The 20,695-nt window shown below is 64.8% G+C and carries 31 protein-coding genes; 11 read left to right on the top strand and 20 right to left on the bottom strand.

Annotated elements, in window-relative coordinates:
* Window positions 1-152: 152 nt before the first annotated feature.
* The 6 genes from ASG57_RS01095 to ASG57_RS01070 all read right to left on the bottom strand — a co-directional run bounded on the left by ASG57_RS01095 (window position 153) and on the right by ASG57_RS01070 (window position 3,376).
* Window positions 153-419 carry a DUF2312 domain-containing protein gene (locus ASG57_RS01095; RefSeq protein WP_024337920.1) on the bottom strand — a complete coding sequence of 89 codons (267 nt, stop codon included), beginning with the start codon at window positions 417-419 and terminating at the stop codon, window positions 153-155.
* 129 nt (window positions 420-548) lie between these two features.
* Entirely contained in the window at window positions 549-830 is a 282-nt protein-coding gene (locus ASG57_RS01090; protein ID WP_057195604.1) for a hypothetical protein, read from the bottom strand.
* A 319-nt stretch (window positions 831-1,149) separates the two neighbouring features.
* Window positions 1,150-1,443 carry a hypothetical protein gene (locus ASG57_RS01085; RefSeq protein WP_230646511.1) on the bottom strand — a complete coding sequence of 98 codons (294 nt, stop codon included), beginning with the start codon at window positions 1,441-1,443 and terminating at the stop codon, window positions 1,150-1,152.
* A gap of 123 nt (window positions 1,444-1,566) precedes the next feature.
* Complete coding sequence (locus ASG57_RS01080; protein WP_057195531.1) at window positions 1,567-2,229, bottom strand: hypothetical protein; 663 nt, start codon at window positions 2,227-2,229, stop codon at window positions 1,567-1,569.
* A gap of 103 nt (window positions 2,230-2,332) precedes the next feature.
* Window positions 2,333-2,737, bottom strand: coding sequence for a VOC family protein (locus ASG57_RS01075; RefSeq protein ID WP_057195530.1), 405 nt, complete (start codon window positions 2,735-2,737; stop codon window positions 2,333-2,335).
* Between the two features lie 279 nt (window positions 2,738-3,016).
* Window positions 3,017-3,376: a c-type cytochrome gene (locus ASG57_RS01070; protein WP_028145821.1), complete on the bottom strand. Its 360-nt coding sequence runs from the start codon at window positions 3,374-3,376 to the stop codon at window positions 3,017-3,019.
* Window positions 3,377-3,574: 198 nt separating this feature from the next.
* Here ASG57_RS01070 and ASG57_RS38530 point away from each other — a divergent pair, with 198 nt between their 5' ends.
* Together ASG57_RS38530 and ASG57_RS01065 are read left to right on the top strand one after the other, a co-directional pair.
* Complete coding sequence (locus ASG57_RS38530) at window positions 3,575-3,748, top strand: hypothetical protein (RefSeq protein WP_196232353.1); 174 nt, start codon at window positions 3,575-3,577, stop codon at window positions 3,746-3,748.
* 111 nt (window positions 3,749-3,859) lie between these two features.
* Window positions 3,860-4,210, top strand: coding sequence for a zinc ribbon domain-containing protein YjdM (locus ASG57_RS01065; RefSeq protein ID WP_057195529.1), 351 nt, complete (start codon window positions 3,860-3,862; stop codon window positions 4,208-4,210).
* A 7-nt stretch (window positions 4,211-4,217) separates the two neighbouring features.
* Here the strand turns inward: ASG57_RS01065 and ASG57_RS01060 are convergent, their stop codons facing one another.
* From ASG57_RS01060 to ASG57_RS01045, 4 genes are all read right to left on the bottom strand, one after another.
* Complete coding sequence (locus ASG57_RS01060) at window positions 4,218-5,138, bottom strand: DMT family transporter (RefSeq protein ID WP_057195528.1); 921 nt, start codon at window positions 5,136-5,138, stop codon at window positions 4,218-4,220.
* 172 nt (window positions 5,139-5,310) lie between these two features.
* On the bottom strand, window positions 5,311-5,565 hold the full coding sequence (locus ASG57_RS01055) for a hypothetical protein (protein WP_024337928.1): 255 nt from the start codon (window positions 5,563-5,565) through the stop codon (window positions 5,311-5,313).
* A 149-nt stretch (window positions 5,566-5,714) separates the two neighbouring features.
* Entirely contained in the window at window positions 5,715-5,918 is a 204-nt protein-coding gene (locus ASG57_RS01050) for a hypothetical protein (protein ID WP_057195527.1), read from the bottom strand.
* An 85-nt stretch (window positions 5,919-6,003) separates the two neighbouring features.
* Window positions 6,004-6,174, bottom strand: coding sequence for a Flp family type IVb pilin (locus tag ASG57_RS01045; RefSeq protein WP_082528878.1), 171 nt, complete (start codon window positions 6,172-6,174; stop codon window positions 6,004-6,006).
* 347 nt (window positions 6,175-6,521) lie between these two features.
* Between ASG57_RS01045 and ASG57_RS01040 the strand changes: the two genes are divergently transcribed.
* Window positions 6,522-7,814, top strand: a complete 1,293-nt coding sequence (locus tag ASG57_RS01040; RefSeq protein ID WP_057195526.1) for a M15 family metallopeptidase domain-containing protein — start codon at window positions 6,522-6,524, stop codon at window positions 7,812-7,814.
* A 5-nt stretch (window positions 7,815-7,819) separates the two neighbouring features.
* Here ASG57_RS01040 and pdxY read toward each other — a convergent pair whose 3' ends face one another.
* The gene (pdxY, locus tag ASG57_RS01035; RefSeq protein WP_057195525.1) at window positions 7,820-8,632 is read right to left on the bottom strand and encodes a pyridoxal kinase; all 813 of its coding nucleotides are present in this window, start codon (window positions 8,630-8,632) and stop codon (window positions 7,820-7,822) included.
* 127 nt (window positions 8,633-8,759) lie between these two features.
* Here pdxY and ASG57_RS01030 point away from each other — a divergent pair, with 127 nt between their 5' ends.
* The gene (locus ASG57_RS01030; protein ID WP_057195524.1) at window positions 8,760-9,104 is read left to right on the top strand and encodes a DMT family transporter; all 345 of its coding nucleotides are present in this window, start codon (window positions 8,760-8,762) and stop codon (window positions 9,102-9,104) included.
* 70 nt (window positions 9,105-9,174) lie between these two features.
* On the opposite strand, the gene ASG57_RS01025 is transcribed toward ASG57_RS01030, so the two are convergent.
* The 3 genes from ASG57_RS01025 to ASG57_RS01015 all read right to left on the bottom strand — a co-directional run bounded on the left by ASG57_RS01025 (window position 9,175) and on the right by ASG57_RS01015 (window position 12,011).
* Window positions 9,175-9,381 (bottom strand): hypothetical protein, encoded by a 207-nt coding sequence (locus tag ASG57_RS01025; protein ID WP_024337934.1) that lies wholly within the window; start codon window positions 9,379-9,381, stop codon window positions 9,175-9,177.
* Between the two features lie 222 nt (window positions 9,382-9,603).
* Complete coding sequence (locus tag ASG57_RS01020) at window positions 9,604-9,882, bottom strand: hypothetical protein (RefSeq protein ID WP_024337935.1); 279 nt, start codon at window positions 9,880-9,882, stop codon at window positions 9,604-9,606.
* 215 nt (window positions 9,883-10,097) lie between these two features.
* Complete coding sequence (locus tag ASG57_RS01015; protein ID WP_057195523.1) at window positions 10,098-12,011, bottom strand: FAD-binding monooxygenase; 1,914 nt, start codon at window positions 12,009-12,011, stop codon at window positions 10,098-10,100.
* A gap of 101 nt (window positions 12,012-12,112) precedes the next feature.
* Between ASG57_RS01015 and ASG57_RS01010 the strand changes: the two genes are divergently transcribed.
* Together ASG57_RS01010 and ASG57_RS01005 are read left to right on the top strand one after the other, a co-directional pair.
* On the top strand, window positions 12,113-12,577 hold the full coding sequence (locus ASG57_RS01010) for a MarR family winged helix-turn-helix transcriptional regulator (RefSeq protein WP_024337937.1): 465 nt from the start codon (window positions 12,113-12,115) through the stop codon (window positions 12,575-12,577).
* A gap of 118 nt (window positions 12,578-12,695) precedes the next feature.
* On the top strand, window positions 12,696-13,127 hold the full coding sequence (locus ASG57_RS01005; RefSeq protein WP_024337938.1) for a COG4315 family predicted lipoprotein: 432 nt from the start codon (window positions 12,696-12,698) through the stop codon (window positions 13,125-13,127).
* A 43-nt stretch (window positions 13,128-13,170) separates the two neighbouring features.
* On the opposite strand, the gene ASG57_RS01000 is transcribed toward ASG57_RS01005, so the two are convergent.
* On the bottom strand, window positions 13,171-13,767 hold the full coding sequence (locus tag ASG57_RS01000; protein ID WP_051160651.1) for a L,D-transpeptidase: 597 nt from the start codon (window positions 13,765-13,767) through the stop codon (window positions 13,171-13,173).
* Window positions 13,768-14,128: 361 nt separating this feature from the next.
* Between ASG57_RS01000 and ASG57_RS00995 the strand changes: the two genes are divergently transcribed.
* Together ASG57_RS00995 and ASG57_RS00990 are read left to right on the top strand one after the other, a co-directional pair.
* Entirely contained in the window at window positions 14,129-15,133 is a 1,005-nt protein-coding gene (locus tag ASG57_RS00995) for a hypothetical protein (protein ID WP_024337940.1), read from the top strand.
* A 364-nt stretch (window positions 15,134-15,497) separates the two neighbouring features.
* A complete protein-coding gene (locus tag ASG57_RS00990) occupies window positions 15,498-15,728 on the top strand; it encodes a DUF6894 family protein (protein WP_024337941.1) in 231 nt (76 codons plus the stop codon).
* On the opposite strand, the gene ASG57_RS00985 is transcribed toward ASG57_RS00990, so the two are convergent.
* Complete coding sequence (locus ASG57_RS00985; protein ID WP_057195522.1) at window positions 15,729-16,514, bottom strand: SDR family NAD(P)-dependent oxidoreductase; 786 nt, start codon at window positions 16,512-16,514, stop codon at window positions 15,729-15,731.
* 126 nt (window positions 16,515-16,640) lie between these two features.
* Here ASG57_RS00985 and ASG57_RS00980 point away from each other — a divergent pair, with 126 nt between their 5' ends.
* Window positions 16,641-17,033, top strand: a complete 393-nt coding sequence (locus ASG57_RS00980; RefSeq protein ID WP_024337943.1) for a hypothetical protein — start codon at window positions 16,641-16,643, stop codon at window positions 17,031-17,033.
* Between the two features lie 109 nt (window positions 17,034-17,142).
* Window positions 17,143-17,391, top strand: coding sequence for a hypothetical protein (locus ASG57_RS36415; RefSeq protein ID WP_024337944.1), 249 nt, complete (start codon window positions 17,143-17,145; stop codon window positions 17,389-17,391).
* A gap of 19 nt (window positions 17,392-17,410) precedes the next feature.
* Here the strand turns inward: ASG57_RS36415 and ASG57_RS00975 are convergent, their stop codons facing one another.
* The 4 genes from ASG57_RS00975 to minC form a co-directional block, all read right to left on the bottom strand.
* On the bottom strand, window positions 17,411-17,596 hold the full coding sequence (locus ASG57_RS00975; protein WP_024337945.1) for a hypothetical protein: 186 nt from the start codon (window positions 17,594-17,596) through the stop codon (window positions 17,411-17,413).
* 179 nt (window positions 17,597-17,775) lie between these two features.
* Window positions 17,776-18,057: a cell division topological specificity factor MinE gene (gene minE / locus ASG57_RS00970; protein WP_024337946.1), complete on the bottom strand. Its 282-nt coding sequence runs from the start codon at window positions 18,055-18,057 to the stop codon at window positions 17,776-17,778.
* Window positions 18,054-18,869, bottom strand: coding sequence for a septum site-determining protein MinD (minD, locus tag ASG57_RS00965; protein ID WP_024337947.1), 816 nt, complete (start codon window positions 18,867-18,869; stop codon window positions 18,054-18,056). Before minD ends, minE begins: the two co-directional genes overlap by 4 nt.
* Window positions 18,870-18,888: 19 nt before the next feature.
* Entirely contained in the window at window positions 18,889-19,587 is a 699-nt protein-coding gene (gene minC, locus ASG57_RS00960; RefSeq protein WP_024337948.1) for a septum site-determining protein MinC, read from the bottom strand.
* Between the two features lie 264 nt (window positions 19,588-19,851).
* Between minC and panB the strand changes: the two genes are divergently transcribed.
* On the top strand, window positions 19,852-20,673 hold the full coding sequence (gene panB, locus ASG57_RS00955; protein ID WP_024337949.1) for a 3-methyl-2-oxobutanoate hydroxymethyltransferase: 822 nt from the start codon (window positions 19,852-19,854) through the stop codon (window positions 20,671-20,673).
* Window positions 20,674-20,695: the final 22 nt, after the last annotated feature.

The raw sequence follows: 20,695 nt of genomic DNA, 5'->3' as shown, positions 1-20,695 counted from the left end.
GAGGAAAGCGCGTAGGGTGGACTAGCGAAGCGGAATCCACCGTCTTGCCCGTCGGATACGCGGTGGTGGGTTACGCCTTTCGGCTAACCCACCCTACGAAGTAGCCGGCATTCGCCGATTGCAGATACTTCCGCGAAAGTGACCCTCTGCTCTTACGCCGCCTTCGCCTGCTCCGGCGTGGCCGTCTCCATCGCGCGCATGTAGAGGTCGAGCAGGCTTTCGCGCTCGTCGCGCTCGTTCTTGTCTTCCTTGCGCAGCTTGATGATCTCCTTGAGGATCTTCACGTCGAAGCCCTCGCCCTTGGCTTCCGCGAAGACTTCCTTCTTCTGTTCGCTCAACTCCTGCATTTCGCTGTCGAGGTTCTCGATCCGCTCGACGAAGGAACGGATCTTGCCGCCGGGAATGGTGATGTCGGACATGGTGCCTCTTTGCTGACTGAGGTCGCGAAAATGACCGCAAAGAAATGACCAATGTGTTAACCCTCGCTGCCGGACCTGCAGCGACCGCGCGATCAGAAGGCGCCGTCGAAGTGCGCTAACGGCCGTCTCTCACCACCAATACGGCCAGCGCCATCCCTGATAGCGCACATAGGACGGCACCAGCGGCGGGCCGTAGGGATCGACCTTGTCGTCCTCGGGACGATAGCGATAGCGCGGCACGATGTTGTAGTCCCATGGGGTCGGCCGCAGCACGGGCGCCGTGATGATCAGCCGCTCCTGCGGCGCGCGTACCACTTGCGCCTTCCGCGGTCTTGCTTCGGCAGCCGATGTTGCGAGGCCGCCCAGCACCAGGGCGGTTCCGAGCGCATAGGCGATGGTCTTTGTCTTCATTGCGTTGGTCTCCTTGCCGCCAGAGTGCAAAAGGACGCTTTGCATGGCAAGCGAATTTGTTCTCGACTTTGCGTGAACGACCGATGCGGGCCTTCGCGACCTCATCCGTCGTTGCGAGCCATCGGGTCCGCGCGAAGCGCGGCCCGACGACAGGCTCCGCAACACACCGCCGCCGCCGCATATTCCGTCATTGCGAGCGCAGCGAAGCAATCCATCTCCGCAGAGGGAGCCTGGATTGCTTCGTCGCCTCGCTCCGCGCCACGACGGTCGAGAGGCACGGACCCGGCAAGCTGCAATCGTATTCTCGCGCAGCTGCGCCTTACTTGCCCCGCCCGCCGTTCAACCGCGCCAGCGCCGCCGGCACCTGATCGCGATCCGCGACCAGCAAATATTCCTGCCGCGCCAGGCTGGCGCCGCTCGCGAGTACGATCGACTTTTTCGGGCACAGGCCGAAGCATCCGGTCATGACCAGCTTGGCCGGCTTGATGCCGTCGCGCTTGCTCGCCTTCAGTTCGGACTTCAGCGCGCGCCTGACGTCGCGGCCTTCGTCGCTGCGCTTGAGGCACTTTGCGCACACCAGAACCGGCGCCGCGCGGCGCGAGTGCACGATCATCGGACTTGCAGGTTTCGAGGATTTTTCGGGCATTCCAGACCTATAGGAGACTCGATCTCATATGGGGATGGAACCGCGATCCCGCCGCTGGGCGATGTGATGACGTGATGAGCGCGCCCGCCGCTATTGGTGCGCGCGGCGCAAGGCCTGCTCCAGCTTGAGCCTCTGCTTGTCCCAGCGCTCCTGCTCGGCTTCGGCACGCGCGTCGAGCGCGGCGCGCTCGGCTTCGATCGCCTCCGCCTTGGCGTCGTGCTCGCGCCTTGCCTTGTCGAGCGCCGCCTCGGCGGCGGCAACCGCTTTGTCGCGGCGGGCGCGCGCCCTGGCGCGGGCGGCCTCTTCCTTGCGGCGCTCGGACTCGCGCCGCCGCTCTTCCTTCTCGAACGCCGCGGCGGCCTTGCGCGCCGCCGCATCGTCCTCCTCGCGGGATGTCTTCTTCGCGGTCTTCGCTGGCTTCTTGGCCGGCTTCTTCGCCGGCTTTCTGGCCTTGCGGCCGGGCCTGGCCTCGCTCTCGACGAGATCGGTCGGCAGCTCCGCGCTCTCCGTGAAGCGGCCGTCCGAGCCGACGGGCCGCCTGAGCACGACACCCGGCTTCGCCATGGTCGCCGCGACGATGTCGGGGTCGTCGGTCTCCCTGGCAACGCCCTGATGGAACAGGTTGGAGCTGGCGCCCCAGGCCTCGAGCGCCGCCTTCATCGAGGGCGCCGCGATCGCCTGATCGTAGAAGCCGAGCGAGGTCTGGTAGGTCTTCAGTTTTCTTTTCGGCTTGCTTTTCGCTTGCTTTGCCATGCCGCCCCGATCTTGGCTACGTAGCCCGGATGGAGCGTAGCGCAATCCGGGGTCTTGTGTCCGCGGGCCAAGCGTCCCGGATCACGCTTGCACTCCATCCGGGCTACGAGCTTCCAAGCAGCGCGTCGTACCCCTTCCCGCTGAACGCCAGCAGGCAGAAGCCGTGGCCGAACGGATCGGCCAGCATCGCGATCCGCCCATAGGGCGCATCGCGCGCCGGCGCCTCCAGGATCGCACCCGCGCCGACCGCACGCGCGACGGCGGCATCGACATCGTCGACGACGACGTCGATATGCATCGGCGTCCAGTGCCGCTCGTAGCGTCGGCGGTCGCCGCCAGCCCCCGGCGTGCCGGCCTGCTTGGTGAGGAGATAGACCGGCGCCGGCCAGCCGTTGAGCTCGACGAAATCGGTGCCGAAGCGTCGTCCGACGGTGAGGCCGAAGGCCTCGGTGTAGAAGGTCGTGGCTTTGCCGACGTCGGGAACGTCGATGTTGAGGAGGAAGCTCATGGCAGACCCGTCGCAAGTTGCGGAGCGACCGTAGCCCGGATGGAACGCAAGCGTAAATCCGGGGTGATGCCGCACGTCGTATCCGGGATTTGGCACCCTGGATGACGCGCAAAGCGGCTCGCCACCCCTCGAGCGCCAGCATGCCATCATGCCCCTGTTTTGCCCGACGCCGCAACTATTTTTCGGTATCACCGAAGTCGACGGGAACCCCGAGCGATTTCACGGGGACGTCTACTGTGCATGGGGTTGTTTTCGCGAAAGCGAGTCCGGGCCCGTCTCTCAACGGCTCCTCAGGCTCAGGATGTAGGCCGACAGCGCATCGGCCTGCTCCGGCGAGATCACGATGTTCGGCATGTTCTGGTGGCTCGTGCGCCAGAACACCTTCAGCGACAGCGCGGTGGTGCCCCGGCGATCGGCGATGGCCTGGAAGCTCGGCGCCTCGTCGAAGAAGTCGGTCATGTGCGGCTCGATGGCGTGACAGGACTGGCACCACGCCTGCGCCAGGCGATGGCCCTCCGCGGCCATGCGCGATGCGGGCCTCGGCGCGCCGGCGGCGGTGTGGACCACGCTGAAGAGGAACAGCACCGACAACACGATCAGGACGATGATGCCGATGGAGATTCGAACACTGTGCGACATCGCCAAACCTCGCGATTGATTCATCGGGCCAGCGTAGGTCGGCACCGCCCGGTCAGGTTGATCTGCGTCAAGAGCGCGGTCGCGCAATGCCGTTGATGCAGCTCAACGCGCGCAGGCGCTGCCGCATCGATCATGCCGCTCGCCAGGATCGCGTTCACCGCATAGGCTCGCGCTCATTCGAGGTCAGGAGGCATCACCATGAACGAGAACCGCTATTACGGCGTGCGGGTCGAGGGCGCGAAATACGGCGTGGGGTTCGGCTCGGCGCTCGCCATCGCGATCTCCTACACCAACAACCATTCGATCCTGTGGGCGATCATCCACGGCATCCTGGGCTGGTTCTACGTGATCTTCGTCGCGCTGTTTCGGTGACATCGCACCGGCAGGTCGGGCCCGCCGCGCGCGGTTCGCAGCTTTTCCTTGCTTTCCCGGTTCCCGCCTCTACGGTCGCGCCGCGCACGAACCCGCGAGACGAGACCAGAGATGCCCGACACGATGAAATGCCCCGCCTGCAACTCCGAGCACGCCTACCAGGATCGCGATCTCTGGGTCTGCCCGGAATGCGGTCATGAATGGAGCGGCGCGGCGGACGCGCTTGCAGACACGGCGCAGGATGCCGGCGTGCGCGATGCCAACGGCAATGCGCTCGCGGACGGCGACAGCGTCATCGTGATCAAGGATCTCAAGATCAAGGGCTCGTCATCCGTGGTCAAGGGCGGCACCAAGGTGCGCAACATCCGCCTGCAGGATGCCAGCGACGGTCACAACATCGCGTGCAAGATCGACGGCATCGGCGCGATGAACCTGAAATCGGAGTTCGTGAGGAAGGCGTAACCTCGCGCTAGCTTTGCCGCTGCGCCAGGTAGAATCCGCACAGCACCGTCACGAGGCCCGCCGTCTGCAGCATCGTCGGCGGCTCGCCGAGCAGCAGCCAGCCGGTGAGCAGCGTCAGCGCCGGCACGCAGGCCGGAAACACCGCGGCGCGGGCAACGCCGAGACGCTGGACCGAGACGGCGTAGAGATAGAGCGCGGCGGGGCCGGCAAGCACGCCCTGCGCCAGCGCCTGGATGGCGTTCTCGGTGAAACCGATGGCCGCAACATGGGCGAGGCCGACGGTCGCGATGTAGACCGGCACCAGCAGCAGCGACAGCACGTTGATCACCAGCGCAGCCGAGACGGCCGAGACGCGCCAGCGCCGCAACATCGCGCCGAAGCCGGCGAACATGAGGCCTGCGAGCACGAAGATCAGATCGCCCTGCACGCCCTCGGCGCCGATGTGGCCGATCGATTCCGCGCCGATCACGCCGAGGCCGCCGACGATGACGATCGCGCCGGCCAGACGCGAGGCGGAGATCCGCTCCTTCAGCACGAGCGCCGCCAGCAGCAGGCCCCCCAGCGTCGCGCAGGAGGGCTGGATCACGCTGCCGTGGCCGAGCGGCACGAACAGGAAGCCCGCGTAGGAGATCAGCGACATCACGGGACCGCCGAGCACCATCAGCACGAGGCCCCTGCTCCAGCCGATCCCGCAGAGATCGGAGACGCCGGCGCGCAACACGAGCGGCAGGAACGCGATCCCCGACCAGACATAGCGATGCACCAGGAGATCGACCGGCGTGAAGCCGACCTTGAGCCCGTGCCGCGTGGCGGCAAAGCCGAACGCCCAGAACAGCGCCGCCGCAAGCCCGCAGACCACGCCGAGCAGCGCCGGCGCTGCATCGTTCTTCTGAGTGAGAGCGTCGGCACCGCTCGTCCGCTGATCCATGGATCAAGCGATATGTCGGCGCGCCGGGCCGCTCAACCCACGCAGTTGCAGGGCTGGCACGCAGGCGTCGCCGAATGCGGCGAAACTCCGCGATGGCCGCACGCGCAAATGCGCATGCGGCGCCTTGATTGTCGACGGCGCGAGGCGAGCCGCGCCTCAGGCGAGCTCAGCCTTAGCGGGCTGCGCCCGTGGTGACGTCCGCGGTCTTGACCTTGCGGGGGCTGAGCACCTTCGCCTGGTGGACCGAGGCCACCGTGGCGGGCGCCTCAACCTGCTGCTCGACATGCGCCGCACCGAGAACGCGCACCTGCAGCGGGGAAACCGGGAAACCGCCAGCCTCATAGGTCGGCAGCTCGGCAGCGACGGCAGCGGTGCCACCCGCGATCGTGAGGACAGCAGCGGCGATCGACAAAGTCTTCTTGTTCATTGGTGATGCTCCAGAGGTGAGAACTCGGAGCATATTTAGGTCCGCTTTGCTGCATTGCGACATGCTTTGTTGCAACGCAACAGTCCCTTCAATGCATGGCGGTATGCTTGATGCTTACGCCGGTATGGAGAATCGCGGCGACGTTCGCCTCAACCACCAAGCACGTTGCCCCATCCGTCGAACACGTAGTTCCTCCAGGCAACGGTTCCGTCTGCGCCAGGCCGGCTGGCTCGGCGGTAGTCGTCGGCCTGATCGGCGGTCCAAGTAATGATCGTGTCGGAAAGACGATCGTGCAGGATGGCGGGCTCAGTGGGATCGAAGGCGTCCATGGGACGAAGCGAGGGATGCGTCATGGCGCCTCCAACGCACCAGCCGCTGCAAAGTTGCGGCAGAGACATCAAGCAAAACAACGGGCCAGAGGCCGAAGATGCAGGCGCCTCATTTCAATGCAGTTGCCAGCGATTGCAGCTTTGCCACGAGATTGATGCCGAGAGCATGGATGACCTCGATGATTGCGAGTGCGATTCCGGCTGCGACAAGTCCATACTCGATCGCGGTGGCGCCGGATTCATCGGCGGCGAATTCGGCCAATATGCATTTCAATTTCACGGGCAGCGATTCTCCCAATTCTACTCGAAATTGCCGGCGCTCGTAGAAATGCACGACCACAATCCAAGATTGCGTAAACGCAATTGCTGCAAGTTGACAACAATCCAGCGTTTGCCGGGTTTTTGCCGGCGGCCCGCAGCTCGGGCTTGCATGGAACCCGCGTTGCACCTCGGCAACACCCGCCTCGAAAAGCCGGTCCTCGTCGGTTTGCGCCATTGCGCCGCCACACGATCCCCCGAACAATCGGCGGGCTGCGTGCCTTTCCATGCAAGACTGTTTTCGTCAAGCGTCTGCATCATGACTGTTCGGACCAGATGGCTCGGACAGAACCGTTTGGAGGCAGGATCATGAACGATCGACGGTCTCTTCTGGTTGCGGTGTCGTGTCCCTCCGCCGTTCTCGCCGGCTGGCTGGCGTTGTCTTTTTCTGCCTACGCGCCGGCCCTCATCGAGAACAGCGGAGCGAATGTGGCGGTCGTCTCACCGGCGAAGGATATCAGCCGCCTTGACCTCGCCGACGTACCGCGCGCTGCGACCATCGAGGACGGCGTTGCCTTGACCGCCGAAATCGCCGCCGCCATCACTGCGACCCCTGCCCCGGCGACGACACCGCAGGAGACGGCCGAGGCGCCCGCCGCCGCCGTCAAGCTCGCTTCGGCCGACCCGCTGCTGATCCTGCCGACAGATGCGGCGCCCGTAGCGCAGATCTCGCCCGAAGCCATCGTCTCCGAAGCTGCACCCGCGCCAGAGCCCGTCAAGCTCGCGTCCGCCGATCCCACCGAGATCGTGACGACGGACGCATTGTCGCCTGCGGCGATCGCGAGCGGCCCCGTCCCGCCCGCGAGCAAGGCATCTCCACCGGCCGACACCGTCGCCGTGCTCGACGAATGCTTCATCATGGAAGCCTGCGTCGACCGCTATCTCTGGACGCTTTATCAGCGCACCGCCAAGGAGGACACGATGAAGGTCCAGGAGCGGCGCGCCGTCACCATCAAGCGCAAGGGCAAGACCGTCACGGTGATGCGCAGCTTCACCAAGCTGGTCGATCAGGACTTCACCTGGAAGGATCCGAAGGCAGCCGAGCGCGCCGGCATGTCGATGATGGACTACGTCATCGGCGGCATGGACAAGAGTTTCAAGCTGAAGCTGTTTCGCATGATGCTCGCGGCCGAAGCCGCCGGCCTGTCGCCGGGCATCACCAGCGCATTCCGCGACGACTATCGCCAGTCCATCGCGAGCGGCCTCAAGGCCGCCTCCGACCGGTCCTATCACGGCGGCAGCGCGCGCGGCGGTTATGGTCACGGCATGGCGGCCGACATCGTCAGCACCCAGGGCAATAACCGCGCGCAGCGCTGGGTCTCGACCGAGATCCTGTGGAAGTGGGTCGATGCCAACGGCAAGGCGTACGGCATCGGCCGGCCTTACCTCGGCCGCGATCCGCCACATGTCGGCCCGATCGATGGCAAGGAATATATCTCGCGTCGCGGCACGGCGGACCGCAAGGAAGCAGCCAACGTCAAGCCGAAGAAGACGCACACCGCGGCCCGCGCAAAGCCCCCCAAGGCCCAGGCGGCGCGAGAGCAGAAGGGTCCGGCAAAGCCGCAGAAGTCGGCTCAATCGGGCGTCAAGCCCGCAACCTGAAGCCGTTACGGCTTGCGGCCCGGCAGCGGCACGAGGCGCATTTCGGCTGTGCCGGCCTCCTGCGTGCGCACCAGCACCGCAAAGATCGTCTCCACTGCGAGCTGCACCGCCACCTCCGTCGTCTCGCCCTTGGCCAGTTGCGCGGCGATCAGACCGCTGAGGAGATCGCCGGTGCCATAGGGCCGGATCGGCAGACGCGGCGTCGCAAAGCGCGACAGATCGCCATCGGCACAGAGGATCGTCTCCAACCGCCCTTCCGCCGTATCCGCGAGCGTGCAGCCGGTCGCAACGACATCGATGGGGCCACTTCGCGCGATCGCCGCACAGGCCGCGCGCAGGTCCTGCGCATCGGCAATCGCAAGGCCCGCAAGCAGCTCGAGCTCGAACTGGTTTGGCATCGTCAGCTTCGCCACCGGCAGCAGCCGGTGCCGGACCACGTCCAGAATGCCGTCGGCGACATAGACGCGGCCGTCGTCGCCGATCACGGGGTCGCAGAGATAGACCAGCTTCGCATTCCGCATGAGCGCGCGCTCGACGAAATCGGCAATCACGTTGGCATTGCCGGGCGAGCCCAGATAGCCGGTGACGAGTACCGCGGCCTCCTCGACCAGGCCGCGCTCCTCGACGCCCTTCAGGAGGTCGGCCAGGAGCCCGGTCTCCAGCACCCGCCCGCGCAGGGTCGGATAGCGCGGATGGTTCGACAGCAGCGTCGTCGGTACCGCGGCAACGTTCACGCCTTCCGCCTGGATGGCATAGGCAGCCGCGCTATTGCCGACATGGCCGTGGACCACCTGGCTCTGAATGGAGATGACGAGCATGACAGAGGTCCGTAGGGCCAATCAGGCCAAGACGCAAGCAAGCACAGCCCTTTGTCGCGGACTCGTCATTCCGGCGTGATACACCCTGCCACACGCCCGACATTGTCATCCCGGACACAGCCTCCGCATGACCTCCGCCTTCAACGCCTATGCGGCACTCGCTCTCGCCATCGTGTTCGAGGTCACCGCGTCGGCGTTCCTGCAGCAATCCGCGCAGTTCACCCGTCCCTGGCCAACGCTGGCAATGGTGCTGTTCTACGTCGCCTCGTTCTACGCGTTGTCGGTGGCGATTCGCGTCATCCCGCTGAGCATCGCCTATGCGATCTGGGGCGGGGTCGGCATCATCCTGACCGCCACCGTCTCCTTCGTGCTGTTCCGCCAGATGCTGGATGCAGCGGCCTTCGTCGGCATCGCGCTGATCGTGTCGGGGGTCGTGGTGATCAACCTATTCTCGGAGACGGCGGTGCATTGATGCCCGCCGCTTAGGTGGCGCAGGCAACTGACGCCAAAGCCCTCCGACAGTCGTCCCCTCGCCCGTCTTTTCACGCCGCCGACAGCTGATCGAATTCGGGCGGCGCGTAGGCCTTGCCGTCCTGATCGGTGATGACGACCCGCCACCCCTCGCTCGCCCACACTTTCGCCTTCGCCACGATGAGCAGCCGGCTCTCGCGGTCGAAACTGTACTTCTCGTTGTCGCGTTCTGCGACCATTTTGTAGGCCAACTCGCATCCCCTTGCGTCGCCCTGCACCCCGCCTCCTCGTGGCAGCGGGCTTTGGCGGCAATTCGCCGGGAGCGTGGCAATTTGGTGCCATCCGCAGCAGTATGGCCAGTCCCGTCTCTTGCTGGAACGGAGTCGATCCTGCTGCGTCGAATCGGCGCCAAAGCATGATCCGGACAAGCGCGGGTCGGTCTTCCGCAGAGACCATGCGTAAACAACCTAGAGCGCGACGACGATCCAGGATGCCATCGCTTAGTGGACGCGGATGATGTGGGGGCGGCCGAGATTGATCAGGCCCTGAACCGCCGAGAGGCGGTCGTCGAGGGCTGCAATGGTGAGCAACAGATTGTTGCGGCGCTCGTCGAGAAAACCCATCTCGGGGCTGGAAAGCTTCGTGCTCATTCGTTCCTTCTGGATCCCTTCAAGCGACTTGCGCAGTCCCGCGATCAGGCTGGTCAGCTGCCTGACCTCCTTGGTCATCGACCGCTTCGCGACATTATGGCGGCGCGTCTCCGCCTGGCTCTGTCTCATCGCATCCTCCCGTGCCCCGCTGCCCCGAGTGGATACGCACATCCTTGGGTACACATCTTACGATCGATGAAATCTGCCGGCGAAGAACTTTCTTAAATTGTACGCGCAGGGAACCCGAATCCCCACGTAGCCGGCCGGCGCATCATGGCGACACTGAGCGAAGTCCAATTATCGTCCGCTGTTTCATAGGCGCGACGGTCGAGACGCCTGAGGCATCAGTTGGCCATCAGCATGAAGCGGTCGAAGTACGACGCAAGCCCGGCATAATCATCGAGCGGGAGCACATTCGCGACATACTGGTCTGGCCGCACCACGACCATGCAGCCGACCTTCCGGTCAATGCCGCGCATTGCGAAGACATCGTGACCGCCCTTGAGATCCGGACAGAACATCTTCTCGTAGTCGATCAGACCGTAGCGGCCCTTGCGCGGAAGCAGCAGCGGCGGCATCGCCGCGACGGCAAGCTCGCGATGATCTTGCTGGAAGACGGCGCGCAGGTCGATGACGCTGTCGATGTCCGTGCCAAGGGGCGTATATCGCCTCACCGGCGATTCCCCTGCTTCGGTGAGGAAGTCGCACAGCGCGCGGATGGCCGAGCCGGCGGCTGCAGGATCTTCCGCCGGCGAGAACGCATAGATGCGGAAGCGGCCGTCGGCTTGCGCGGCATGGCCGAGATGTACCGGTTTGGCGTCTGCCAGCCGGATCACCGGCGCGGAATGGAAGCGCTTGCCGACAATCAGGCCCTGCGCGAGGTGCTGATGCGAAGCCGCACCGGTCAGGATCGATGGGCTGTAGTGCGTTGCCGTGCCCGCGGTGTAGCGCCCGTGCCTGACGAAATAGTGCTGCGTTTTGGTCGCGTCGGCGCCGCCGGCCCTGGCAGCGGAGGCGAGGATTCCCGCCCATTCGCGATCGAAATCGATCAGCTCCTTCGCAACCGCCTGGCGCTCGGCAGAGTAGGAATGCAGCAGACCCGGCGCACACTGCTTGCGCAGGACCGCGGCAAGCTTCCAGCCGAGATTGAAGGCATCCTGCATCGACACATTCATCCCCTGCCCCGCCTTCGGGCTGTGAGTGTGGCAGGCATCACCGGCGATGAAGATGCGCGGCAGACGCGTATCGACAGCGCTCTGCGGCACGTCGTCAAACTTGTCGGTGAGGCGCTGGCCGATCTCATAGACTGACCACCAGGCGATCTCCTTCACCTCCAGCGTATGCGGCTTCAGGATCCGCTGTGCTTTTGCAATCACGTCGGCGGCGGAGATGTTGCGGCTCGCAACACGCTCGCCGACGTCGAGTTTTGCGAGCTCGACATAGATGCGGACCATGTAGCCGCCTTCACGTGGAATGATCAGCAGGCTGCCGTCCTTGGCCGACTGGATCAGCGACTTGAAGCGGATGTCCGGGAAGTCCGTGACCGCCAGCACGTCCATCACGCCCCAGGCGTGGTTGGCGGAATCCCCATGCAGCTCGCGCCCGATCGCCTTGCGCACCGTGCTGCGTGCGCCGTCGCAGCCGACGACGTAGCGTGCCCTGATTGTCTCGACCTTGCCCTCGTTCGCGGGATCGACGCGCTCGAGCCGCACGGTCACGGCATGATGGGCAGCCGGATCGACCTGGAGGTCAAGCACGCGCCGGCTGTAATACGGCTCGAGCTTTGCCGGAGACTTGCGCATGACGTCGAGAAAGCAATCATGGATGCGCGCCTGGTTGAGAATGACATGCGGGAACTCCGAGAGCCCGTCCTCGACGTCCTGCACCCGGCCGCTGCGGGTGATCTTCTCCGGCGTCCGCTCGTCCGGCTTCCAGAACGTCGTTTCGTTGACCCAATATGCTTCCTTCAGCACACGCTCGCTGAAGCCATAGGCGTGGAACATCTCCATGGTGCGGCAGGCGATGCCGTCGGCCTGACCGACCAGCAAGCGGTCCGGCTTCTGCTCGACGATGCAGGTCTTGATATCGGGAAATTGCGCAAGCTGGGCGGCGAGCGTCAGGCCGGCAGGCCCGCAGCCGACGATGAGAACATCGACCTCGTCAGGCACAGCGCCCGCTGCACCCGAGGATCGCACGCGTTCGGCGGGATCGGTGATCTCAGGGTCGCCGGGCTGAAATCCATTGAGATGGAATTGCATGCGCACCTCTCCCGACAACGCTCGTTATGATATTGCTCAGTATGCTGACTATCAGTATACTTGTCAAACGACGCCTCTCGCCGCGACGTCCGGAGAATTCGGTGAAAGACAACAACGACATGCCCGGGCATTTGGCGCGCCGCTTCCAGCAGATCGCGGTGGCGGTCTTCCTGGCCGAGGTCGAGGACGCCGGCTTCGACCTGACGCCGGTGCAATACGCTGCGCTCGCGACCATCAAGGCCAATCCGGGGCTCGACCAGGTGACGCTCGCCGGATTGATCGCATACGATCGCACCACCATCACCGGCGTGATCGATCGCCTCGTTCAGAAGGGCCTCGCGGAGCGCCGCCCCTCCAGCCGCGACCGCCGCGCCCGCGAGCTTGAGATCACCGGCGAAGGACGGCGCACGCTGCGCAAGATCACACCGGCGGTCGAATCTGCCCAGCGCATCATGCTGCGCGGCCTCAGCGCGAAGGAAGGCGAGGAGCTGATGCGGTTGCTGCGTAAGGCCATTGCCGCGGGCAATGAACTCAGCCGCGCCCCGCTGCGCGACGCGCAGGTCTGATCCCGGGCCAAGTGCGTAATTGTCGCAGCGCACGAAACCAGGAACTAACCTTCAGCTGCTAACGTCGACCCCATTGGGCGCTTAACGCGCGATTAACTTTGCGGGGCGGAGTTTGGGAATGTTCAGGTTCCTGGTTGGGGCTGCAGCCATCGCGCTCTCGATCGGTCAGGCGTTCGCAGGTGGCCATGGCGGCGGCGACCCTCCTCCGCCGAAAGCCGAGCCGGCGGTTGCGCCGGCGAAGGTCATCCTGACCAAGCAGGGCGCCAAGCTCGTCGATCTCAATGGCATGACGCTCTACTATTACGAGCGCGACACGACCGGAAAATCATCGAGCTGCAACGGCAAGTGCACGGAAAGCTGGGTGCCACTGGCGGCGACGGCCGACGCCAAGGCCGTCGGCGATTTCACCGTGATCAACCGCGACGACGGGAGCAAGATGTGGGCGTATCGTTATCGTCCGCTCTACACCTCGCCCGCCGACAAGGCGCCCGGTGACGCCAACGGCAATGCCACGACGCTGCAATGGCGCATTGCGCGGCCGGAGAACTAGAGCCAAGTACGGCCGGCGGAACCAAGCTAACCGCAGGCGGCCGTCAGCCGCGCCAGCGCGTGCCCCTCTCGGCTTGCGCGTTCTGTCCCGGCGGCAGCACCACGACCATCGAGTTGAGCTTCACCCGATCATAGAGATCGATGATGTCCTCGTTGCGCATCCGGATGCAGCCAGACGAGATCGCCTGCCCGATATATTCCGGCTGGTTCGTGCCGTGGATGCGGTAGAGCGTGTCCTTGTTGCCGACATAGAGGTAGATGCCCCGGGCCCCCAACGGATTGGCGGGACCGCCAGGAACGCGCGGCGGATACGGGCCGAGGCGCGCCTGGATGTCGGCTGTCGGAACCCAGTCCGGCCATTCCGCCAGCCGGCCGACACGCGCAACGCCTGAGAACGCCATGGCTTCCTCGCCGACCGCGACGCCGTAGCGCATGGCCTTGCCGTCGGGCAGCACGAAATAGAGGTAGCGCGCGTCGGTATCGACCAGGATCGTGCCCGGCTGCTCCTTGCGGTGGTAATCCACGATGTGACGCAGATATTGCTCAGGCACGTTGACCTTCGCATACGGCGCGTGCGCGAGCAATTGCCGGTCGCGCGGCGTCATGCTTGCGTCCGTCGATGGCGAAAGCGTCGTCTGCATGCAACCGCCGAGCGGCAGCAAGGCAATCGCAAATAAAACGAACAAAGATCTTGGCACCGCCGGCCCCCCAACTGCGGACAGCAACGCCCCCGCCTCCCCACATACCGTCAAAATCGTGCTGAAAACAAGGCGGCTCGGAACACGTGCGCGTGTCCGGCGAGATGGGTTCCATCACCACAAAGGGCGGAGAAGCGTCCCACCATCTCCTTCCCCTCGCCTTGCTTTGGTCAAACGCGGCTGGACTCGTGGGGGCTGGGGATGGGCGACCTCGCCGATCGGCGCCGCGCCAATGAGAACGACCTGGGCCTCACACGCCGGGCTTCAAACTGGGTTTCCACCACTGGGCTTCAAAGGAGCTGCGATGCTCGCGACGCTGAACGCCAAGCAAATCGTCGATGAGATCGTGAAGGACACGGTCAAGGACAACGATCCGCACGACGCGGTTCAGATCTCTCCCGAAATCGTGCTGGCCTCACGGCCGGTCAACGTATCGCCGGCGCTGGCGACGGAGATCGCCCCCCGTCCGGAGCCGAAGTTTGCTCCGGAGCCAAAGTTCGTTCCGGAGCCGCCGCGTGCTCCTGAGCCCACCATCAACGTGGTGTACGGAAAAGCCGCTGCGGCACCGCCGGTCGACACGGCCATCCGCGTCACGACCAGTGATGGACTTGTCACGCGGAAGCGATCCGCCGCCGGCAAGTGGCTGCGCGGTGCATTCGTCGCATTTTTGTTCGCGGGCGGCAGCGTGGCTGCCTCGATAGCCTGGGAGCAACACGGCGACACCGCAAAGCAAATACTCGCCGAATGGAAGCCGGTGCTTGCGTCGTTGATGCCTTCGACGTCGCAGACGATGCCGGTTGCCGCCGTGCAAGCCGACGATGGGCCGGCACAAGCTGCAGTGGAACAATCGGTCGTTCCATCAGCCTCGCCGCTTCCAACGCAAGCTGGCGTTCCACCGGCTGCAGCGCAGCCCGACCCGGCGCCACTGGTGCAGTCGATGTCGAACGACCTTGCGGCGATGGCGCAGCAGATCGATCAGCTCAAAGCCAACATCGCCGAGTTGAAGGCCGGACAGGAGCAGATGGCGCGCGAGATGGCGAAGCCTGCCGCGCAAGGGCCAGCGGCTGCTGAAACGAAGCCGGTCGATTCGCGCGCACGTGCTGCTGCGTCGCCTCCGCAGCCTTCAGCGCAGCGGGTTCGCAAGCCGAAGCCGCCGGTGACCCGGACCTATTCGCCCACGCCGCTCGCACCTCCACCGCCGCCGTCGCAAGCTTCCGCGGCGCCGCCGCCGGCTGCGGCGGTTGCAACGACTCAAGCCGTAGCCGATGACGATGGACCTATCGTGCGTCCACCGATGCCGCTGCGCTAACATGGTTCGGGCGACGTACCACGTCGCAGCTTGCCCACGTGTCGGAGTGGATGTGATCGATTGAGACCGGGCAATTACGGTAAGCGATATTTCGCTCAAGAGAAAAGGCCGTCGGGATCTATGCCGCCGGCCTTCTCTTGCAGCTGCCGGTTCCCGGAGCCCGGTTCTGCTGCAATTCCATGCCTCATGATCGCGCCGGCATATTTAATAAATTCTTAACGAGCCCACGCGCTGCACATCATTTCTGCGCCATAAGCACAGAGATTGCGCGGCCTGTTCATTCGATAGATATCGACTCAGTGGTACATTCCGGCATGGGTTGAGACTTGCACTGAAGCTGACATCCTCACACCGGGGAATTCGGATGCCCTACTACTATTTCGATCTTGTGGTTGGTGGTGAGTTCAGGAACCAGGGTGGAATCATCCTCGAAGACATCGAGGTTGCCTCCGATCGCGCCGACCAATTGGCTTGCGAGCTGTCGCAAGTGAAGCCGGAGCTGCAGCAGAAGGGTTGCGCGGTGCGCGTCACCGATCGCGATCACAACGAGCTCTATCGCACGCCGCTCGATCCCGTGCCAGCCTGGCAGCGCTAGCTAGATATCGAGCACCGGCGGCTCGAACCAGTTCGTCAGCGACAATCCGCCGTCGACGACGAAGGCTGCGCCGGTGACGTAGCCGGACAGCTTGTTCGACAACACGGTGAGCGCCATCGGTGCGAGGTCATCGGCCGCACCAAGACGCCCCAGCGGAACGTGCCGCGCCAGCGCGGGATCGGCCACGAAGCCGCCGGCTGCGATCGCGCCAGGCACCAATGCGTTGACGCGGATGTTGTAGCGCCCGAGCGTCTTCGCGAGCTCCTTCACCAGCATCGCCATTGCCGCCTTCGCCGTCGAATAGTGCGCCAGGTTGCGCGGCGTGCCCGCATGCAGCGAGGTGAGAAACAGGAACGAGCCCGGTTGCTTCGCCGCGATCAGCCGTTTTCCGAGTTCGCGCGCCAGGTGAAAGCCGGCATCGAGATTGACGGCGTGCATCTCCTGCCATGTCTTGCGATCGACCGCGAGCAAGTGATCGGATTCGCGCCGTGGCGGTGAGGCGCTGTGGACCAAATGCGTGACCTCGCCGAGCGCCGCGTGGGCGGCAACCAGCAGCTCATCGCAGGCCTCGAGCCTGCCGAGATCGCCGACCCAGGGCACAGCCAGACCGGGGCGCTCGCACGCGGCGATCGCGGCACGTACGCGCTCCGCGCTGACATCGGCGAACACGGTGCGGACGCCCTCGCCGACGAGGGCCTGCGCGATCGCACGGCCGATGCCATTGCCCGCTCCGGTGACGAGCGCGGTGTCGCGTTCGGGGTCGAAAGGCGTGCTGAACAGGCTCATGTCGCGCTCCGAGACTGGGGAGTTCCAGATTAGCCCACCACCCGGACGAACGACAATCGCGCCGTGCACCATTGCTGAGCAGCGCGACCGGCGCTAGCCTCTCAAGAAAATGGAGGAGGTTCCAGGATGCGCACCGGTTTTCTGATTGCGGGTCTGTTGCTGCTGGCTGCGCCGGCCGTCGCGGGCGACGCACCGCCACGCTCGACTTATGTGACCATGGTCTTGCAGGCCTTCGCTGCCAAGGTCGAGTGTCCCAACACGGATCTCGTCTACCAGGACCTCGTGCAGAGAGCGCAGCAGATGCAGCTGCCCGACGGCACCACCGAGCGGGTGCGCAAGGCGATCGCCTGGATGCACACCGGCGGCAAGATGGGCGAGAAGCAGGACGACGATCTCATGGTCGAGGTCGCGGTCGCGACCCAGGCCACCGATCTGGACCAGCGCCGGCTCGGCATGTCCGGCTGGTGTGAGGCCCAGAAGACCAATCTGGCCGGCCTGATCCGCAGCAAGGGCGGCTAGCAAGCCGGTCGTGGACGTTAAGCACGCCGCGGCAGCCCGGTGATCTGGCTAAAAATCGTCACAATTTTTCACAGCATGCGGCTTCCTCGAACACGAACAGGAGGTACTGATGCGGAGTATCCATTTCGTTTTCGCCGGCGCTATTGCGGCTGCTGCGCTGCTGACTGCGCCCGCACTGGCGAGGAATTCCGACGCCCAGAGGGGCGAGGAAAAATCCACCTCGTCGTCCTGCAGTGCCTATCAGCAGGCGCCGGACGGCTCCTGGGAGCAGCTCCCTTGCAAGGAGGCAGGCGAGCGCGGGCAGCCGCAGACCCAGCATCGTTCGTCATCGCGAGGTGCCGATCGCGGGGAGCGTTGAAGACGCTCGCGCTCGGATATCAGCCCTGATGCGGGCCACGCATGATCTTCATGGCGTCCGCAATGTGACGCCACTCCCTGGCCTCCTCGGCATCGCCACGGCCCTCGCAGGCCTGGGCCTGCTCGGCCGCCTTCGCAATCGCAGCAAAGCCGTGCTGTTCGAGCATTTGCCTGGCAATGGTATGGACCTGGACCTCGGACATCATGGGCGCTCTCCCGCTTGAGGGAACTGCGGTGCAGCGCGTCGCTGCCGCCGCGGGTCGCTCATAACGATTGGGCCTGGAGCTCGTTCCGTCAGATCGAAGCGAGCCACACCATAATGGCGGCCCGCCATGCCCGGCGGACCGCGTTTCTCCCCCAAGAGGCCAGAGTCTTCGGCCGGGCCCTACGCGACCGCCGCGCGCTTGCGCTCGAAATCGTTGGGCACCTCGATATCGACCTCCAGGGTCGAGACCTCGTCGCCGCGCTCGAGCCGCACGATGACCTTGGTCGGGTCCAGCGTCACGTGCTTGGACACGACGGCGAGAATTTCCTCACGCAGCACACCGAGCAGATCGGGCTGGCCGCGCATTCCGCGCTCATGGGCAAGCAGGATCTGCAAACGTTCGCGCGCGACCGGTGCAGTGGCCTTGTTGCCGCGGAGAAGCCGGAGCAAACCCATGCTCATGCAGCCCTCCGTCGCAGCAGGCGGTCCATGAAACCCTTGCGCTCGGCCGGCACCTGCATGGCGATCGTTTCGCCGCACAGCCGCCGCGCCGCGTCGATATAGGCGCGAGCCGGTGCGCCGTCCGCATTCGACAGCGTGACGGGCGTGCCGACGTTGGAGGCGCGCAGCACGTCCTGGCTCTCGGGGATGATGCCGAGCAGGGGCGTAGCGAGGATCTCGAGGATGTCGTCGATGGTCAGCATCTCGCCGCGCGCGGCGCGGGCGGGATCGTAGCGGGTGATGAGGATGTGCTTCTCGACCCGCTCGCCCTTCTCGGCCCGCATGGTCTTGGAATCGAGCATGCCGATGATGCGGTCAGAATCGCGCACCGAGGAGACTTCCGGATTGGTGACGATCACGGCCTCGTCGGCGAAGCGCATCGCCATGGAAGCGCCGCGCTCGATGCCGGCCGGGCTGTCGCAGATCACCCAGTCGAAACGGCTGCGCAGGTCGGCAATGACCTTGCCGACGCCCTCTTCCGTCAGCGCGTCCTTGTCGCGTGTTTGCGAGGCCGGCAGCAGCCAGAGATTCTCCAGCCGCTTGTCCTTGATCAGTGCCTGCGGGAGCTTGGCAACGCCTTGTACCACGTTGATGAGGTCGAACACGACGCGGCGCTCGGCGCCCATGACGAGATCGAGGTTGCGCAAACCGACGTCGAAATCGACGACGACGACCTTGTCGCCGCGCTGTGCGAGCGCCGCTCCCAGCGCGGCCGTGGTGGTGGTCTTGCCGACCCCACCCTTGCCTGATGTCACGACCAGTACCTTGGCCATCTCAATTATCTCCTTCTGGTCAGTTCAGCGCAGTAATTCGCATGGTGTTGCCCTGCAGGAAGGCCTGGGCCGGCCGGCCGCGCAAGGCCTCGTCGATGTCGTCGGCTGTCTGGTAAAACCCATCGATTGCAAGCAGTTCGGCTTCGATCTTCTGACAATAGATGCGCGCGCTGGTGTGACCGTTCACGCCCGCCATGGCGCGGCCGCGCAGCGCGCCGTAAACGTGGATGGAGCCGCCGGCGACGACCTCGGCGCCGGACCCGACCGAGCCCAGAATGGTGACGTCGCCGTCCGGGAAGATCACGGTCTGGCCAGAGCGTACGGGGTGTTCCAGCAGCAATGAAGTCGGCTTGACCTCGACCTTCGCGTCGGCCTTCTTCGGCGCGCTCGGTTCCACCACGCAGCTGCGTCCGCCGGACAGCAGCGGCGGCATCATGGGAGTCAGCCTTCCCTCCTCCACGCCCTCGATGCCGAGCACGCGGATGTTGCGGTCCTGAAGACTTGTGAGCAGATGGCCGATGCCAGCCTGGCTTAGCTCCACCGAGGACAGATCGATCACCACGGGCCGTCCGGCGAAGAATCCCGGCGAGCGCGCAATGGTGGCGTCGATCTCATGCAGCCAGTCCTGCACCGGAACCGTCGGCGTGAAAACAAAGGCCACATAGGAGCGCCCGCGCAGGCGCACCATTTGGCGTTGAGGTTTGACTGCAGCCTCCATGGCGGCCGACTCGTTCCCTGTTATTGAATGGTTAACGATGCGGCCGACATGGTTAACGGTCAGTTAATTTCCCCAGGGCGTCACGTGGGAACGTGAACCAGCGACGGCTGCCGTGTCCGGGTCGCGCTGCGAGCAGTCACGGCAAGCGGAGCATGCCCTACGTCCTTCGGATGTCATGCCATCCATGTGGTTGCAGGCCCGCTTGCCGGATTGACACCGTGGTACCAACTGGTTTCGATGCGCGTCCCGCAGACGGAGCCCATCATGTCAATTCAGTCGTCCATCAGACGCAAGACCGCGCCGGACATCCGCGCCCGCAAGCACGGCGAGCCGGTCGTCATGCTGACCTCCTATCATGCGCACACGGCAGCGCTGGTGGATCAGCATTGCGACGTCATTCTGGTGGGCGATTCCCTTGGTAACGTCATGCACGGCTTCGAGACGACCGTGCCGGTCACGCTCGACATGATGATCCTTCAGGGCGCGGCGGTGATGCGAGGATCGAAGCGAGCGCTGGTCGTCGTCGATATGCCGTTCGGATCCTATGAAGCCTCCAAGGAGCAGGCATTCAATTCCGCGGTACGGATCATGAAGGAAACCCAATGCGGCGCGGTGAAGCTTGAAGGCGGTGTCCGCATGGCGGAGACCATTGCATTCCTGTCCGGGCGCGGCATTCCGGTGATGGGTCATATCGGCCTGACGCCGCAATCCATCAACACGCTGGGTTCGTTTCGCGCCCAGGGACGCAGCGAGATCGACTGGGGGCCGATCGAGGACGATGCAAAGGCGGTCGCCGATGCGGGTGCGTTCTCAGTCGTCGTTGAGGCCGTGGCCGAGCCGTTGGCGCGCAAGATCACGGAAGCGATCGCGATCCCCACCATCGGGATCGGCGCGAGCGCAGCCTGCGACGGCCAGGTACTCGTGCTGGAGGACATGCTCGGGCTTTCGCCACGAACGCCCAAATTCGTTCGCCGCTACGGCGACCTCGGTCCGGCCATTGAAGCGGCGATCGAACGCTATGCCGCCGACGTGCGGTCGCGCGCCTTTCCCGGACCGGAGCACGTCTACGACATGAAGAAGGGCTGACGCAGCGAGCGGTCAAGCGCCG

Source organism: Bradyrhizobium sp. Leaf396 (assembly GCF_001424605.1).
Taxonomy (GTDB): Bacteria; Pseudomonadota; Alphaproteobacteria; order Rhizobiales; family Xanthobacteraceae; genus Bradyrhizobium; species Bradyrhizobium japonicum_C.
The sequence above is the reverse complement of the archived record's forward strand: the minus strand, read 5'-3'. Positions and strand labels throughout refer to the sequence as shown.

What these genes read in the sequence shown, in the direction of transcription:
- ASG57_RS00995 (WP_024337940.1), top strand. Translation starts at nt 14,129, where the DNA reads ATGCTCGCGACGCTGAACGCCAAGCAAATCGTCGATGAGATCGTGAAG.
- ASG57_RS01050 (WP_057195527.1), bottom strand. Translation starts at nt 5,918, where the DNA reads ATGACGCATCCCTCGCTTCGTCCCATGGACGCCTTCGATCCCACTGAG.
- minC (WP_024337948.1), bottom strand. Translation starts at nt 19,587, where the DNA reads ATGGAGGCTGCAGTCAAACCTCAACGCCAAATGGTGCGCCTGCGCGGG.
- ASG57_RS01060 (WP_057195528.1), bottom strand. Translation starts at nt 5,138, where the DNA reads ATGGATCAGCGGACGAGCGGTGCCGACGCTCTCACTCAGAAGAACGAT.
- minE (WP_024337946.1), bottom strand. Translation starts at nt 18,057, where the DNA reads ATGAGCATGGGTTTGCTCCGGCTTCTCCGCGGCAACAAGGCCACTGCA.
- ASG57_RS38530 (WP_196232353.1), top strand. Translation starts at nt 3,575, where the DNA reads ATGAACGAGAACCGCTATTACGGCGTGCGGGTCGAGGGCGCGAAATAC.
- ASG57_RS01005 (WP_024337938.1), top strand. Translation starts at nt 12,696, where the DNA reads ATGTTCAGGTTCCTGGTTGGGGCTGCAGCCATCGCGCTCTCGATCGGT.
- ASG57_RS36415 (WP_024337944.1), top strand. Translation starts at nt 17,143, where the DNA reads ATGCGGAGTATCCATTTCGTTTTCGCCGGCGCTATTGCGGCTGCTGCG.
- pdxY (WP_057195525.1), bottom strand. Translation starts at nt 8,632, where the DNA reads ATGCTCGTCATCTCCATTCAGAGCCAGGTGGTCCACGGCCATGTCGGC.
- ASG57_RS01055 (WP_024337928.1), bottom strand. Translation starts at nt 5,565, where the DNA reads ATGAACAAGAAGACTTTGTCGATCGCCGCTGCTGTCCTCACGATCGCG.
- minD (WP_024337947.1), bottom strand. Translation starts at nt 18,869, where the DNA reads ATGGCCAAGGTACTGGTCGTGACATCAGGCAAGGGTGGGGTCGGCAAG.
- ASG57_RS01095 (WP_024337920.1), bottom strand. Translation starts at nt 419, where the DNA reads ATGTCCGACATCACCATTCCCGGCGGCAAGATCCGTTCCTTCGTCGAG.
- ASG57_RS01080 (WP_057195531.1), bottom strand. Translation starts at nt 2,229, where the DNA reads ATGGCAAAGCAAGCGAAAAGCAAGCCGAAAAGAAAACTGAAGACCTAC.
- ASG57_RS00990 (WP_024337941.1), top strand. Translation starts at nt 15,498, where the DNA reads ATGCCCTACTACTATTTCGATCTTGTGGTTGGTGGTGAGTTCAGGAAC.
- ASG57_RS01090 (WP_057195604.1), bottom strand. Translation starts at nt 830, where the DNA reads ATGAAGACAAAGACCATCGCCTATGCGCTCGGAACCGCCCTGGTGCTG.
- ASG57_RS01015 (WP_057195523.1), bottom strand. Translation starts at nt 12,011, where the DNA reads ATGCAATTCCATCTCAATGGATTTCAGCCCGGCGACCCTGAGATCACC.
- ASG57_RS01020 (WP_024337935.1), bottom strand. Translation starts at nt 9,882, where the DNA reads ATGAGACAGAGCCAGGCGGAGACGCGCCGCCATAATGTCGCGAAGCGG.
- ASG57_RS00980 (WP_024337943.1), top strand. Translation starts at nt 16,641, where the DNA reads ATGCGCACCGGTTTTCTGATTGCGGGTCTGTTGCTGCTGGCTGCGCCG.
- panB (WP_024337949.1), top strand. Translation starts at nt 19,852, where the DNA reads ATGTCAATTCAGTCGTCCATCAGACGCAAGACCGCGCCGGACATCCGC.
- ASG57_RS01030 (WP_057195524.1), top strand. Translation starts at nt 8,760, where the DNA reads ATGACCTCCGCCTTCAACGCCTATGCGGCACTCGCTCTCGCCATCGTG.
- ASG57_RS01075 (WP_057195530.1), bottom strand. Translation starts at nt 2,737, where the DNA reads ATGAGCTTCCTCCTCAACATCGACGTTCCCGACGTCGGCAAAGCCACG.
- ASG57_RS00975 (WP_024337945.1), bottom strand. Translation starts at nt 17,596, where the DNA reads ATGATGTCCGAGGTCCAGGTCCATACCATTGCCAGGCAAATGCTCGAA.
- ASG57_RS01070 (WP_028145821.1), bottom strand. Translation starts at nt 3,376, where the DNA reads ATGTCGCACAGTGTTCGAATCTCCATCGGCATCATCGTCCTGATCGTG.
- ASG57_RS01065 (WP_057195529.1), top strand. Translation starts at nt 3,860, where the DNA reads ATGCCCGACACGATGAAATGCCCCGCCTGCAACTCCGAGCACGCCTAC.
- ASG57_RS01000 (WP_051160651.1), bottom strand. Translation starts at nt 13,767, where the DNA reads ATGCAGACGACGCTTTCGCCATCGACGGACGCAAGCATGACGCCGCGC.
- ASG57_RS01085 (WP_230646511.1), bottom strand. Translation starts at nt 1,443, where the DNA reads ATGATCGTGCACTCGCGCCGCGCGGCGCCGGTTCTGGTGTGCGCAAAG.
- ASG57_RS01040 (WP_057195526.1), top strand. Translation starts at nt 6,522, where the DNA reads ATGAACGATCGACGGTCTCTTCTGGTTGCGGTGTCGTGTCCCTCCGCC.
- ASG57_RS00985 (WP_057195522.1), bottom strand. Translation starts at nt 16,514, where the DNA reads ATGAGCCTGTTCAGCACGCCTTTCGACCCCGAACGCGACACCGCGCTC.